The sequence below is a fragment of the Gordonia sp. UBA5067 genome (genome assembly GCF_002414845.1).
Lineage (GTDB): Bacteria > Actinomycetota > Actinomycetes > Mycobacteriales > Mycobacteriaceae > Gordonia > Gordonia defluvii.
Genome location: NZ_DIAX01000028.1, coordinates 59437 through 74625 on the forward strand (window position 1 = coordinate 59437; position 15189 = coordinate 74625).

The window sequence follows — 15189 nt, forward strand, 5'->3', positions numbered from 1 at the left end:
CGTAGCGGCTGCCCGGCCGGGCACCAGTACCCTGGTCAACGTGCAGAAGCGATATGCGACGACCATGACTGTGCTCGGGGTCGCACTCACGGTGTGGGTCCTTGACGTTCTCACCAAGAACTGGGCGGTGGCCGCTCTGGAAGGCCGTGACCCGCTGTATCTGATCGGTGACTGGGCGCGGTTGCTCGTCCTGCGGAATAGTGGAGCGGCATTCTCCATGGCCACCGGGTACACGTGGGTGCTCACCCTGATCGCCACCGGCGTGGTGATCGCCATCATTCGATTGTCGTCGCGGCTGCGCTCGGGGTGGTGGACCCTGGGATTGGGTCTGGTGCTGGGCGGCGCCCTGGGCAATCTCACCGACCGGGTCTTCCGGTCGCCGGGCGCACTGCGCGGCCACGTCGTGGACTTCATCGCCGTCGGGTGGTGGCCCGTCTTCAACGTCGCCGACTCGGCGGTGGTGTGCGGGGCGGTCCTGCTGGTCGTCCTGACCGTTCTGGGCTTCGACTATGACGGCGGCCGCAGCGGCTGGGCAGCCCGCCATGAACCCGCGGCCCCATCCGCGGACAGTGCGGCCGGTGACGCGCATGCGTGAGTCGCGGACCCTGCCGGTGCCCGACGGCGTTGCGCAGATGCGGGTCGACGCCGGGGTGGCGCGGATCCTGGGGATTTCGCGGACGGTGGCCGCCGAACTTGCCGCGGCCGGCGACATCACGGTCGACGGTGCACCGGTTGCCAAGTCCGACAAACTCCCGGTCGGGGCACTACTCGACGTCCTGCTGCCCGAACCGCCGCGGCCACTGCGGGTTGAGCCGACGCCGGTGGCGGACTTGACCGTCGTCTTTCACGACTCGGACATCATCGTCGTCGACAAGCCGGTCGGGGTCGCCGCACATCCGTCGCAGGGGTGGACCGGTCCGACGGTGGTGGGAGCACTGGCTGCGGCCGGGTACCGGATCTCCACCTCGGGCGCCCAGGAACGACAGGGCGTCGTGCAGCGCCTCGACGTGGGCACCTCCGGGCTGATGGTCGTCGCGGCCTCCGAGCAGGCGTACACCCTGCTCAAGCGGGCGTTCAAGAACCGTGAGGTGCAAAAGCGCTACCACGCACTGGTTCAGGGCCACGTCGATCCGCCCGCGGGTACGATCGACGCGCCGATCGGGCGGCACCCCGGAAGTGACTGGCGTTTCGCGGTGACAGCGAGTGGGAAGCCGTCGATCACCCACTACGACACGCTCGAGATGTTCGCCGCCGCCTCCTTGCTCGACGTGGCACTGGAAACCGGGCGCACCCATCAGATCCGGGTACACTTCTCGGCGCTGCACCACCCGTGCTGTGGTGACCCCACCTACGGGGGTGATCCGGTGCTCGCCGCTCGGCTCGGCTTGGACCGACAGTGGCTGCATGCGCGGGAACTGGCGTTCGCGCACCCCGCAGACGGGCGCGAGGTCCGTTTCACCAGCGCGTATCCCGATGATTTGCAGCACGCGCTCGACGTCTTGCGGGACGACTGAGTCCCGGGTGCCTCATCCGTCACGACGTGGCGTGGCGCTCGGTTTGTGTCGGACCGGAGTCCTAGAGTGGACGCCGTGACCGACTCCGGATCTTTCGTCCACCTGCACAACCACACCGAATACTCGATGCTCGACGGTGCGGCGAAGGTCGGTCCGCTGTTCGCCGAGGCCAAGCGGCTGGGGATGACCGCCATCGGCATGACCGACCACGGCAACATGTTCGGGGCCAGCGAGTTCTACAACGTCGCGGTGCGCAACGAGATCAAACCGATCATCGGCATCGAGGCCTATATCGCCCCGGAATCGCGGTTTTCCACCAAACGCGTGCAGTGGGGGACGCGCGACCAACGGTCCGATGACATCTCCGGCAGCGGTTCCTACACGCACATGACGATGGTCGCATCGAATGCGACCGGTCTGCGCAACCTGTTCAAACTGTCGTCCCTGGCATCGATCGAGGGACAGCTGGGTAAGTGGGCCCGGATGGACGCCGACCTCATCGCGCAGCACGCGTCGGGCATCATTGCGACCACCGGCTGTCCGTCGGGCGAGGTGCAGACCCGGCTGCGCCTGGGCCAAGAGCGGGAGGCGCTGGAGGCTGCGGCCAAGTGGCGCGACATCTTCGGTCCCGACAACTTCTATCTCGAATTGATGGAGCACGGCATCGAGATCGAGAGCCGGGTGCGCGATGGCCTTCTCGAGGTCGGTCGCAAGCTGGGCATCAAACCGCTGGCGACCAACGACTGCCACTACGTCACCCAGTCCGACGCCGGGGCCCACGAGGCGCTGTTGTGCGTGCAGACCGGCAAGTCCCTCTCCGATCCGACGCGGTTCAAGTTCGACGGCGACGGTTACTACCTGAAGTCGGCGGCAGAAATGCGCGCCCTGTGGGATGCACAGGTACCCGGGGCATGCGACTCGACGCTGGAGATCGCTGAACGGGTGGAGTCCTACGCGGAGGTGTTCACCCACCGTGATCGGATGCCGGTGTTCCCGGTACCGGCGGGCGACAGTGAGGCGACGTTTCTACGCAAGGAGGTGCTGAGCGGCCTCGCGCAGCGCCGGTTCCCCGGTACCGAGGTCCCGCAGGAGTATCTCGAACGCGCCAACCGTGAACTCGACATCATCATCCAGATGGGCTTCCCGGCCTACTTCCTCGTCGTCGGCGATCTCATCGCCCACGCCCACGAGGTCGGTATCCGCGTGGGCCCGGGCCGCGGCTCGGCCGCCGGGTCGATCGTTGCGTGGGCGCTGGGGATCACCAACATCGATCCGTTGCCCTACGGGCTGTTGTTCGAGCGGTTCCTCAACCCCGAGCGCGTGTCCATGCCAGACATCGACATCGACTTCGACGATCGCCGCCGCGGTGAGATGGTGCGGTACGCCACCGAGAAGTGGGGCGAGGACAAAGTTGCCCAGGTCATCACCTTCGGCACCATTAAAACCAAAGCGGCACTGAAGGATTCGGCGCGCGTCCAGTTCGGCCAACCGGGGTTCGCGATCGCCGACCGGATCACCAAGGCGTTGCCGCCGCCGATCATGGCCAAGGACATCTCCGTATCGGGGATCACCGACCCCGACAACGAGCGGTACGGCGAGGCCGCCGAGGTGCGCGCGCTCATCGAGACCGACCCCGATGTCAAAAAGATTTACGGCACCGCCTTGGGCTTGGAGGGCCTGATCCGTAACGCCGGTGTGCACGCGTGTGCGGTCATCATGTCCAAGGACCCGCTGACCGACGCGATCCCGGTCTGGAAGCGGGCGCAGGACGGCGCCATCATCACCGGTTGGGACTATCCGTCATGTGAAGCCATCGGCCTGCTGAAAATGGACTTTCTCGGCCTGCGCAATCTGACGGTCATCAACGACGCCCTGGAGAACATCACGCTCAACCGGGGCATCGAACTCGACATGGACAAGCTGCCACTCGACGATCCGGCGACCTTCGATCTGCTGTCGCGCGGGCAGACACTCGGCGTGTTCCAGCTCGACGGCGGCCCGATGCGCGACTTGCTGCGCCGACTGCGCCCAACCGTGTTCGAGGACATCATCGCGGTCGGTGCGCTGTACCGGCCCGGTCCGATGGGCATGAACGCCCACAACGACTACGCAGACCGAAAGAACAACCGACAAGACGTCAAACCGATCCATCCTGAACTCGAGGAACCGTTGCGCGAGATCCTCGCGGAGACATTCGGCTTGATCGTCTACCAGGAACAGATCATGCAGATCGCGCAGAAGGTGGCGGGGTACTCGATGGGCCAGGCCGACAACCTGCGCCGCGCGATGGGCAAGAAGAAGAAGGAAGTGCTCGACGAGGCGTACGACGGCTTCGCCGAGGGAATGTCGGGCAACGGCTTTTCCAAAGCGGCGATCAAGGCACTGTGGGACACCGTCCTCCCGTTCGCGGGCTACGCCTTCAACAAGTCGCACGCCGCGGCGTACGGACTCGTCTCGTACTGGACGGCCTATCTGAAGGCGAACTATCCAGCCGAATACATGGCCGGGCTGCTGACCTCGGTGGGTGACGACAAAGACAAGTCGGCCATCTACCTCGCCGACTGCCGCAAAATGGGGATCACCGTCCTGCCGCCCGACGTCAACGAGTCGCAGCCGAACTTCGCCGCAGTCGGCACCGATATCCGTTTCGGGTTGGCGGCGATTCGCAACGTGGGCGCGGGCGTCGTCGACTCGGTCATCGCCTCGCGCGCCAACAAGGGGAGGTTCGCCAGCTTCTCGGACTACCTGGCGAAGATCGACGTGGGCGCGTGCAACAAGAAGGTCACCGAGTCGCTGGTCAAAGCTGGCGCGTTTGATTCGCTCGACCATCCGCGCAAGGGCTTGTTCCTGGTCCACGCCGATGCGGTCGACTCGGTGCTGGGAACCAAGAAGGCCGAGGCGATGGGGCAGTTCGACCTGTTCGGCGATATGGGCGGCGGCGAGTCGGCCGCCGAGGTGTTCGCGGTCAAGGTGCCCGAGGAGGAGTGGGAGACCAAGCACAAGCTCGCCCTGGAGCGGGAGATGCTCGGGCTGTACGTGTCGGGGCACCCGCTGGCCGGCGTCGAACACGCCATCGCGGCCCAGACCGACACGTCGATCTCCAGCTTGCTGGAGGGAGAGGTCGCCGACGGCGCCCAGATCACCATCGGCGGCATCATCTCGAGCGTCAACCGCAGGGTGAACAAAAAGGGCGAGTCGTGGGCGGCGGTGACGATCGAGGACCTCGTCGGCGGCGTGGAAGTCTACTTCTTTCCGCGGGCCTACTCGGCGTTCGGCATGGACATCGGGCAGGACAACATCGTCCTGGTGCGCGCCCAGGTCCGCCAGCGCGACGACGGGTTGATGATCGCCGCCAACGATCTGGCCGTGCCCGACCTCAAAGCCGCCGGGGCCGCCAAGCCGGTTGCGCTCACCATCAGCGCGCGGCTGTGCACACCCGATCGGGTCACCGACCTCAAACAGGTCCTCAGTCGCCATCCCGGGCCGGCCGATGTGCACGTCACCCTGGTCAGCGAGCAGCGCTCGACGCTGTTGCAGCTCAACGAGTCGTTGCGGGTCACCCCGTCGTCGGCGCTAATGGGGGATCTGAAGGCACTCCTGGGTCCTTCGTGCCTGGGAGCGTGAGACGATTGGTGTCGTGACCGACGCCCCCGCCAGAGAATCCACCGGTCGGCAACCCGTGGCCCAGGACCATCCGGCGCTGCCGACGGTCGGCGACATCGCTGCGGCCGCCGAGCGGATCGCCGGCGCTGCGATAGTTTCGCCGCTGGAGTACAGTCCGCGACTGTCGGATCGCTACGGGGTGCAGGTATACCTCAAGCGCGAGGACCTGCAATCGGTGCGCTCGTACAAGATTCGTGGCGCCTACAACGTCATGGGACAGCTGACCAGCGCCGATCTCGCGCGTGGGGTGGTCGCGGCCAGTGCGGGCAACCATGCGCAGGGAGTCGCGTTCGCCTGCGCCACGCTGGGCGTGCCCGGCCGCATCTACGTTCCCACGACCACGCCCAAGCAGAAGTGTGATCGCATTGTCTGGCATGGCGGAGAGTTCGTCGAGTTGGTCAAGACCGGCGACACCTACGACGCGGCGCAGGCCGCGGCGCTGGCCGATGTGGCGACGTCGGGTGCGGCGTGGATCCACCCGTTCGACGACCCGCGCACCGCAGCCGGTCAGGGCACGATTGCGCGGGAGGTCGTCGACCAGCTGGGTGCAGCGCCGGCGATGATGGTCGTCCCGGTGGGGGGCGGCGGCTGCTTGACCGGGGTCATGACGTATCTGCGGGCCGCCGATCCGACTACTCGCATCGTGGCTGCCGAACCGGCCGGAGCGCCCTCGCTGGCCGCTGCTCTGGTGGCGGGTGAGCCGGTCACGCTCGCTGAGATCGATTCCTTCGTCGACGGCGCCGCGGTGCGCCGGGTCGGTGCGCTCGCCCATGCGGCGGTGTCGGCGGTGAGCCCCTCGGTGGTCGACGATCCCGATCTCGACCCCTATCGGGGCGCGGCCGCGCCCGGCATCCGGCTCGTTGAACCCGGCGCCCCCCTCGCGACGGGGGAGGTCCGGGTGACCCGGGTCAACGAGGGGGCGATCTGTTCGACGATGCTGGAGCTCTACCAGAATGAGGGTCTCATCGCCGAGCCGGCCGGTGCCCTGGCGGCTGCCGCGCTGGACGGACTCGATCTTGCCGGGTCCGGGTTGACCACATCGTCGACGGTCGTCGTGCTCGTTTCCGGCGGCAACAACGATGTCTCCCGTTACGGGGAGATCATCGAGCGCTCCCTGGTGCACCGGGGGCTCAAGCACTACTTCCTCGTCAACTTCCCCCAGGAGCCGGGTGCGCTGCGCCGATTCCTCGACCAAGTCCTCGGACCCGATGACGACATCACACTGTTCGAGTACGTCAAGCGGAACAATCGGGAGACGGGGGCGGCGCTGGTCGGCGTCGAGCTGGGTTCGCCCGACGGGCTGGCGCCTCTGGTGGCGCGGATGGACCAGTCCCGGTTGTTGTGCCAGTGGCTCGATCCGGGCTCGCCCGAGTACCGCTTTCTGACCTGACACGGGCGGGTCATGTGACCCAAATCGCAATGGGGGGCACGGTGCACGGTATATTACTCACGCACCGGGGAGTCAGGTGTGAAACAGAGGACTAGTGAAGGCAGGGGAGTGGTCACAAATAGTCCGGATACGCAAACGTCGGTGAAGCCTGTGCGGGTTTCAGCGGCGCGAAAGTGGTGGGACGGGCACATCGTCGCCTCCTTCGACACTTTCGGGCGTCAGCTCGGCATGTTCGTGGAAGTGTTCCGCACACTGTTCACCGATATCGTCAAGCGTCAGTTCCCATTCGGCGAATTCATTCGGCAGTGTGCCTTCATGACCAGCACCTCGGTGTTCCCGACCCTGCTGGTCGCCATCCCGATCGGTGTCATCGTCTCCATCCAGGTTTCCAACATCGCCGGGCAGATCGGCGCGAACGCCTTCGCCGGCGCTGCGACCGGCCTCGGTGTGATCCGCCAGGGCGCGCCGCTGGTGACCGCGCTGATCATGGCGGGCGCGATCGGCTCGGCCATCGCTGCCGACCTCGGTTCGCGGACCATCCGCGACGAGATCGACGCGATGAAGGTCATGGGCGTCAACCCGGTGCAGCGGCTGATCTCGCCGCGCCTGCTCGCGACGATGCTCGTCAGCTTCCTGCTCTGCGGCTTCGTCTGCTTCGTCGGCTTCATCACCGGCTATGTCTTCAACGTCTACATGCAGGGCGGCACGCCGGGTTCCTACACCGGCACCTTCGCGGCGTTCGCCTCTCCATCGGACTTGTGGTTCGCGATGATCAAAGCGGTGATCTTCGGGGCGATCGTGGCGATCGTGGCCTGTGATCGCGGCCTGACCACCCGGGGTGGCCCGGCCGGCGTCGCCGATTCGGTCAATGCCGCCGTCGTCAACTCGGTCATCCTGCTGTTCACGGTCAACGTGGTGCTGACCCAGGTCTTTGCGCTGGTCATCCCGGCAAAGGTGGTGTGACGTGACGGTTTCCCGATATACCCCGCCCGCGCTGCGCCCGGTTGAGATCGCCAAGAGCACCTACCGCGGTCCGCGCGACGCCCTCGCGCGGATGGGCCACCAACTGACCTTCCTACTCAAGTCACTGGGCGCGATACCGATCACCTTCAAGCACTATTCCAAGGAGGTGTGGCGGCTACTCGCCGACATCGCCTGGGGCAATGGAGCCATCGTCGTCGGCGGCGGCACGGTCGGCGTCATGATCATTCTGGGCGTCATGGGCGGGGCCACGGTCGGCATCGAGGGCTACACCGCCCTGCACCTGCTGGGCATGGACCCGGTCGTCGGCGCGATCTCGTCTTTCGCGACCACCCGGGAGATCGCGCCACTGCTCGCGGCGACGGCATTCACCGCCCAGGCGGGCTGTCGGTTCACCGCCCAGTTGGGATCGATGCGGATCAGCGAGGAGATCGACGCGCTGGAGTCGATCGCGATCCGACCGCTGCCCTACCTGGTGACGACCCGCATGATGGCCGCGGTCCTGTCGATCGTCCCACTGTACGCCATTGCGCTGGCCGCGAACTACCTCGCCTGCCAGGTCATGTTCCAGCTCCAGAGCGGCCAGGGAGATGGCACCTACCTCTACTACTTCCAGCAATTCCTCTTGTCCTCGGACATGGTGCTGTCTTTCGTGAAGGTCGTTGTCTTCGTCCTGCTCACCACGTTCATCCAGTGCTACTACGGCTACTTCGCCAACGGTGGCCCGGAGGGCGTGGGCGTGGCCGCCGGCCACGCCATCCGGTTGGCGATCATCGTCATCGTTTTCGCGAACCTGATCATGACGCTGGTCTTCTGGGGTACGTCGTCCGGAATCAGGATCTCGGGGTAGGCCATGCCATTCATCGATACCACCGGGCGCAACCCGTCCCTGACGAGCTACGTGCTGCGCGGCGTCGCCTTCGTGACGGTCCTCGCCGCTCTCTTCGCAGTGCTCGCACTGCGCTACACCGGCACCTTCGACAAGGTCGTCCCGGTGACCGCGACGCTCAAAGACGTCGGCGACGGTCTGGTCCGAGCCGCCGACGTGCGCTATAACGGCTACATCGTTGGCGAAGTGACCGGCGTGACCGCATCGGATTCGAGTGTGGGCGGGGAGATGCGCATCGTGCACATCAATCTCGACCCGAAACAGGCCGACGGTATTCCGGGCAACGTGACGGCACGGACCGTCCCGTCGAACCTCTTCGGCGTCAACTCGGTGGAGTTGATCCCACCGGCCCAGGGCGTGGCACCGGCAAGGATGGTCGCCGGGACCCAGATCCGGGAAGACAAGACCCTGGCGACACTGGCGCTGCAGGACGCGCAGAATCAGTTGCGCGACATCATGCGGGCGGTTCCGCCAGAGCAGTTGGCGGCGGTCTTGGGCACCATCGCCGACGCGATGCGTGGCGGCGGCACGACGTTCGCCATGTTCTCCGAGTCTTTGCGCGAGTACTTCGAGCATCTCAACGCGATGTTCCCGGCCGGGGCGCCGCCGGGCTTCGACGACTTCAACGCGACGGTGATGGGTCTGTCCCGTTCGGCGCCCCAACTGTTGGACGCGCTGGGTAAGAGCGTTGTCCCCGCCGCGACGATCGCCGAGAACCAGCACAATCTGACCGCGCTCCTGGCCGCCGCGCAGGGCGTCACCGAGGAGGCGCAGGCCCTGTTCGCCGCGAACGGCGATGTGGGCAAACATTTGGTGGCCGACATGAGCCAGGTTGTCGGGGCAGCGGTCCTCGAGCCGCACTCAATGCCGGAGGCCATCGTCGCCCTGAATCGTCTCGCCGCCCGGGCGCAGACCGTGTTCACCGGCGTCAACGGTCACGCCCAGCTGAACCTGGGGATCAGCTTCAGCGCCTTCTTGCAGTACACGCGACAGAACTGTCCGGTCTACAACGGCGGGAAGTACGGTCAGCTGCGCGGACCCGGGTGCGTCGGGCCGGGGACGGGCACCGGCCCGACGAGTTCGGGGCCGCTGATGGTCTACCCGCCCAGCATGCGGCGGATGACCGCCGGATCGGTCACCACTGGAACCGACGTCGCCACGCTGCGCGCGATGCTAGGGCATGACCCGTCGCCGGCCGAGATCCTGATGCTCGGCCCACTGGTCGACTCGACCCGGGTGAAGCCGGACCGCAAGCCGGGGCAACGCCGGCCCGCGGGGCAGCACGGCGCCACGCCCCAGAACCGATCGGAAGGAGGACGATGAGCATCCGCAAGCCGCTGATCGGGTTCTCCCTGTTCGCAATCGTCGCGCTGCTGTTGACCTACACCATCTGGTCGACGCTGATGCGCACCGGTCCGCGTCACACCCACGAGTACACGGCGGTCTTCCACGACTCCTCCGGCCTGGCCAGTGGCGACGATGTCCGCATGGCCGGTGTCCGGGTCGGCCGCGTGAGTTCCCTCAAGCTGGAGAACGGTAAGGCCAGGGTGGACTTCACCGTCGATTCGTCCCAGTCGATCTACGCGGCGACGAAGGCAGCGATTCGCTACCAGAACCTCATCGGTCAGCGGTACATCCAGCTGACTCTCGTCGACGGTCAGCCGCGCACTCCGCTGGGCCCGGGATCGCGCCTGCGGCAGCCGTCGGAAGACTCGTTTGACGTCACCCGACTGCTGGCCGGTTTCCAGCCGCTGTTCGACACGTTGACTTCGGAGCAGATCAACGGCCTGTCCCAGGGATTGATCGCCGTCTTCCAGGGCGACCAGGTGTCGTTGACCAACACCGTCGCACAAATCAGCACGCTGGCCAACGACATGGCCAACCGGGACCAGGTGATCGGATCGATCGTCACCCACCTATCCGGCGTTATGCGGGACCTCGCGAGGCAGGGCACGCAGATGAGTGATCTGGTCAAGGGGACCGGCGACCTCATCGCCAGCCTGAACAGCAACTCGGCCGCCTTCGGCAAGGTCGTCACGGACGTCGGGCGCACCGCGGCGGGATTCGGCGCCATCCTCGGCCAATCGCAGAGTTCACTGGCGAGGGCGGGAGCCGATGCGGCCCTGGCGACGAAGAAGCTCATCGGGCTGGGTCCGAAGCTTGATCGCGCCGCTGTTGAGGCGCCGGTCTTCTTCGCACACTTCCCGATGGTGATGGGGCAGGGCGCGCACCTCAACATCTACGCCTGTGAACTCGATGTCGCGATCGGCGATGTCCTGCTCCCGCCGGGAATCATAAGCAAGATCGGCGGCACGGCGCACTCGGAGGCATGTCGATGAGCGTGAAGGCAATGTATCGGGACAAGCCGCAGCTGGTGACCGGTGTGCTCGGGGCGCTGGCGCTCGCCCTGGTTCTCCTGGCTGTTTTCGTCCTGGCCGGGGCGGATCTGGGCAAGCGGGGTTATGAGGGCGACTTTGCCCAGGCCGGCGGAATCCGTCCGGGCGACAAGGTCCGCGTGGCCGGGATCGACGTCGGCGAGGTGAGTGGGGCCAGCCTTCAACGCGACCATGTCAAGGTGTCGATGAAGGTGAACCGTGACGTCGACGTGCGGTCCAATGGATCGGCCGAGATTAAAATGTCGACACTCCTCGGTCAGCGCTATATCGATATCGCCTTGGGCGACGCCCCGGACAAGCTGAAGGACAACCGGTTCGGGCTGCAGAACACGCGGGTGCCCTACGATTTGCAGAAGACGATCGAGGCGGGTACCCCGATTCTGGTCGGGATCAATCCCGACGACATGTCCGCGAGCCTGACCGAACTCAACCGGCAGCTGGCCGGCACCCCCCAGTTGGCGCAGCCCGCCATCGACGGACTGGCCCGCATGTCCGAGGTGATCACCAGCCGCAAGGACCAGATCAACCAGTTGATCAAGGACACCAAGACGGTGACCGCGGTTGTCGACGACAGTCAGGTGCAGTTGGCGATGATCATCGGCCAGGGTCAGCAGTTGGCGACCAAGATTGCCACCCGGGAAGCATTGGTCACCCGGCTGCTCGACGGTTTGGCCGCGTTGACGCGGAACGCCCAGGCGGTGGGTGTGGAGAACGCCGGACGGCTGGCGCCGGTCATGGCGAACATCCAGACGATCTCGCAAGGCTTGGAGAAGAACCGCGCCAATCTGCGAAAGCTGCTGGAGATCCTGCCGATCACCGCTCGCGCGACGGTGAACATCATGGCCGACGGACCTTACGCGAACGACTACCTGCCGTGGGGCCTCTTCCCCGACAACTGGCTGTGTACGGCCCGAGTGGTGGACGGATGCTGACAACGATGACGAAGCAGGGCGCGTCGCGGGTGACGCGCACAGCGGCCGGCGCGGCCCTGGTGGTCGCCGCGGCGGTGGGCACGTCGTCGTGCTCGCTGGTACCGAGTGGGGTGAATTCCGCACTGGGGCGTGCCATTGAGGTCACCGCCTACTTCGACAGTGTGGCGGGGCTGTACAACGGCAACGACATCGCGGTTCTGGGCATGCCGGTCGGCCGGATCACCCAGATACAGCCCGAGGGCCAGCGGGTGAAGGTCCGGTTCACCGTCGACAAGTCGGTGCCGATCCCGAAGGATGTGACCGCGGCGATTGTGAACACGTCGATCGTCACAACCCGGCACATCGAATTGTCGCCGGTGTACACGGACGGTGACCAGTTGAGCAACGGGGACACCGTCGCGCATACGAAGGCGCCGGTGGAGATCGCCGATCTGTTCGACTCGGTCGACAAGCTCATGAGGTCGTTCGCCGGCGACGGCGGCGGCAAGGGTCCGCTGGCCGACTTCCTGGGCCTGGCCAACGGCATCACCGATGAGAACGGCCAGCGCTTCGCCGAAGCGGTGACCCAGATGAGCAAGGCCGGGAAGCTGGCCGCCGACAACGGCGATACGCTCGTCGAGCTGATCAAGATGATCAACGACCTCACCTCCAAGCTGGTGGCGAACTATCCGAAGATGCGGGTCTTCTCCGCCTCGGTGACCGATGTTGCCGCCACTCTCGACCGCCAGTCGCCCGGACTGGTCGCCGCGATGGCCGATCTCAACGTGATGCTGCGCAACACGACCGATTTCCTCGCGGGCAACGCCGGGACCATCGGGGTGTCGACGAGCAAGCTCGCGGCGCTCACGGAGAATCTCGGCGACTACTCGCGACAGCTGGTGGAGACCATCGACCTCGGTCCGCTGCTGTTTCAGAACCTGTCCAATTCGGTATCCGAGGAGCAGGGTGCGTGGCGGGCCGGGGTGTTCACCGACAAATCGCTCGTCGACAACGAGATGCTTCACCGGTTCTGCGAGTCGATCAATTTGCAGAAGAACGGATGCCGGACCGGCCAGCTGAAGGACTTCGGTCCGGACATGGGCATTTTCTCGGCGATCCTGCAGAAGCTCAGTGGGGGAGGATAGATGACAGTCCGTACGCGCACGCGCGCCGCGGTGATCGTCGGGGTCGCGGCAACACTCGCCTTGTCCGGGTGCAGCCGGCTGCCGGGCCTCACCGTCGAGCAGATCCCGCTGCCTGCCCCGGGTGGCATCGGTGAGTCCATCACGGTGCGCACTTCGTTCGACAATGCGCTGAACCTGCCTGCCCGGGCAAAGGTGAAGCTGTTCGGCACCGACGTCGGCATGGTGGAGAAGATCGAGGCGAAGGACTACCGGGCCGTCGTCACCATGGCGGTCGGCAAGAACACCAGACTGCCGGTTGGCACAGGCGCCGAGCTGCGGCAGGCGACCCCGTTGGGCGACGTCTTTGTCGCACTGCAGCCGCCGAGCGGCACCGCCGCGGGGAACTACATCGGTGATGGCGGCATGCTCGACGGTCCGACCAGTGCGGCCGCGACAGTCGAGGACCTACTGGTCACCGCCGCGGCCACGGTCGACGGCGGGACGCTCGGCTCGCTTCAGACGGTCATCACCGAGTTGTCGGCCGCCGTCGGAACCACCCCGGCCGACCACAACGACCTCATCGGCGTGATCCGCGGCTTCACCACGGCGATCACCAGGCTCAATTCCACGGCCGCCGAGGTGGACAAGTCGATGAGGGTGACCCGAGACCTCACCGCGCAGATCGACAACGGCCGGCCACAACTACAGGCGGCCATCGCGAAGCTGCCGGTGGCGGTCAACGCCATCAACGGCCAGATGTCGATGATCCTCGCGACCATGGAGAAGACGAACAAAGTCACCTCGGCGACAACGGACTTCCTCAACACCAACCAGCAGAACACCATCGATCTGCTCGATTCGCTGTCTGTTGCACTCGCCGGCCTGCAGGAGGCGTCCGACAGCCTCGGGCCGCTAGTCGACAACCTGCACCTGTTGCTGCCGAAGTGGGCGAAGACGACGAAGACGTCGGCGGCGTCGGTTTCGACGCGGGTCTACTACCTGACCCCGGGTACCGGCTTCGACTCCGCGTCGCGCTTCCCCGAACTCAGAGACCTCGACGCGGGCACCAAATCGTTGCAGCAGACGCTGACGCGGATCCTCGCGCAGCTGACCGGGACGAAAGGGTGCTGCGGATGATTGGGTGGGTCAAGAAGCATTCGGTGCTCGCGGGCAACGTGGCGCTGGTCCTGGTCATGCTCGTGGGGTTGTCGTACCTTGCCTTCGGCTCGTTGCGCTGGCGCCCGCTGGCGGACACGTACGGGTTGACGCTTCAGTTCCAGAACTCGGGTGGCATTCAGACCACTTCCGACGTCAATCTTCGGGGTGCCCGCATTGGCAGCATCGATTCCATCGCGGTCCGCCCCGACCATGTCGAGGTGAAGGTCCGGATTGACGGCGACGTCAAGATAAACCGGAACTCGCTCGTGCGCGCGAGTGGTCTGTCGGCGGCGGGCGAGCAGTTCATCGATTTCCGGCCGCCGACCGCGGACGGGCCCTACTTCCGCAATGGCGACACGATCAGTCAGCCGCAGACCTCATCGGCGGTGCCATTCCCGAAGATGCTCGAGACGACGCTCGACGTCGTCGAACAGATCGATCCGAAGAAGCTCGCATCGACCATCGAGCAACTCGACATAGCACTGGGTCGCGGTCACGACGGTAACGATCTGCGCGTCCTGTTCGACTCGGCCGGCACCATCTTCGCCGATCTCTACAAGGTACTGCCCCAGACCCAGAACCTCATCAACAACACTGGTGAGATCCTCAATACGACTAGCGGGATCCAGCCAGACCTGCAGCGACTGGTCAGTGGCGGCAGTTCGATCATGAACGCGGCGATGTCCGCAGACAAAGAGCTGCGCACCCTGCTGGGTAGCGGCGCCACCCAGGTGAGCAGCCTGACCGGTTCGCTCAACGAGATCCGGGACCCCGTCACCGACGTCCTCAAGCAGTTCCGTGAGGTGGCTCGGCAGGGCGCGTTGCGGGCGCCGGCGATCGCCGTCCTGCTGCCGTCGATCCGTGATGCGAGTTCTAAGTCGTTGGCGATGTTCCACAATGGTGCGTGGTGGGCGATGGGATCGATCTACCCTCGTCCATCGTGTACCTACCCGGTGACTCCATCGCGCCCGACGAAAGTGCAGGAATTGACGATTCCGCTGAACCTGTACTGTGTCACCGAGGATCCCAACCAGCAGATCCGTGGCGCGGCCAACGCGCCGAGGCCCGCCGGGGACGACACCGCCGGGCCGCCGCCGAATTTCGATCCCAACGCGCGGACGGTCCCGCTCGACCGGTAGGTATGGCCCGAATCGTCCGCCTCC

At 65.7% G+C, this 15189-nt stretch carries 12 protein-coding genes; all 12 read left to right on the forward strand.

Features of this window, described 5'->3' with window-relative positions; genetic code table 11:
* Positions 1-40 precede the first annotated feature (40 nt).
* On the forward strand, positions 41-595 hold the full coding sequence (gene lspA / locus B4M62_RS04315) for a signal peptidase II (RefSeq protein WP_414651773.1): 555 nt from the start codon (positions 41-43) through the stop codon (positions 593-595).
* The gene (locus tag B4M62_RS04320; protein WP_290705811.1) at positions 588-1514 is read left to right on the forward strand and encodes an RluA family pseudouridine synthase; all 927 of its coding nucleotides are present in this window, start codon (positions 588-590) and stop codon (positions 1512-1514) included. Before lspA ends, B4M62_RS04320 begins: the two co-directional genes overlap by 8 nt.
* Before the next feature lie 75 nt (positions 1515-1589).
* Positions 1590-5138, forward strand: a complete 3549-nt coding sequence (gene dnaE, locus B4M62_RS04325) for a DNA polymerase III subunit alpha (RefSeq protein WP_290705649.1) — start codon at positions 1590-1592, stop codon at positions 5136-5138.
* Positions 5139-5193: 55 nt separating this feature from the next.
* The gene (gene ilvA, locus B4M62_RS04330; protein WP_290705813.1) at positions 5194-6567 is read left to right on the forward strand and encodes a threonine ammonia-lyase IlvA; all 1374 of its coding nucleotides are present in this window, start codon (positions 5194-5196) and stop codon (positions 6565-6567) included.
* Positions 6568-6708: 141 nt separating this feature from the next.
* Positions 6709-7530 (forward strand): MlaE family ABC transporter permease, encoded by an 822-nt coding sequence (locus tag B4M62_RS04335; RefSeq protein ID WP_290705651.1) that lies wholly within the window; start codon positions 6709-6711, stop codon positions 7528-7530.
* A gap of 1 nt (position 7531) precedes the next feature.
* Entirely contained in the window at positions 7532-8398 is an 867-nt protein-coding gene (locus tag B4M62_RS04340) for an MlaE family ABC transporter permease (protein ID WP_290705653.1), read from the forward strand.
* A 3-nt stretch (positions 8399-8401) separates the two neighbouring features.
* Positions 8402-9760 carry an MlaD family protein gene (locus B4M62_RS04345; RefSeq protein ID WP_290705655.1) on the forward strand — a complete coding sequence of 453 codons (1359 nt, stop codon included), beginning with the start codon at positions 8402-8404 and terminating at the stop codon, positions 9758-9760.
* Entirely contained in the window at positions 9742-10776 is a 1035-nt protein-coding gene (locus B4M62_RS04350) for an MlaD family protein (protein ID WP_414651780.1), read from the forward strand. Before B4M62_RS04345 ends, B4M62_RS04350 begins: the two co-directional genes overlap by 19 nt.
* Positions 10773-11765: an MCE family protein gene (locus tag B4M62_RS04355; protein ID WP_414651774.1), complete on the forward strand. Its 993-nt coding sequence runs from the start codon at positions 10773-10775 to the stop codon at positions 11763-11765. The genes B4M62_RS04350 and B4M62_RS04355 overlap by 4 nt, the downstream gene beginning before the upstream one ends.
* Positions 11766-11770: 5 nt before the next feature.
* Positions 11771-12889 carry an MCE family protein gene (locus B4M62_RS04360; RefSeq protein ID WP_290705661.1) on the forward strand — a complete coding sequence of 373 codons (1119 nt, stop codon included), beginning with the start codon at positions 11771-11773 and terminating at the stop codon, positions 12887-12889.
* Positions 12890-14005, forward strand: a complete 1116-nt coding sequence (locus tag B4M62_RS04365; protein WP_290705662.1) for an MlaD family protein — start codon at positions 12890-12892, stop codon at positions 14003-14005.
* Entirely contained in the window at positions 13993-15165 is a 1173-nt protein-coding gene (locus B4M62_RS04370; RefSeq protein ID WP_290705664.1) for an MlaD family protein, read from the forward strand. The genes B4M62_RS04365 and B4M62_RS04370 overlap by 13 nt, the downstream gene beginning before the upstream one ends.
* Positions 15166-15189: the final 24 nt, after the last annotated feature.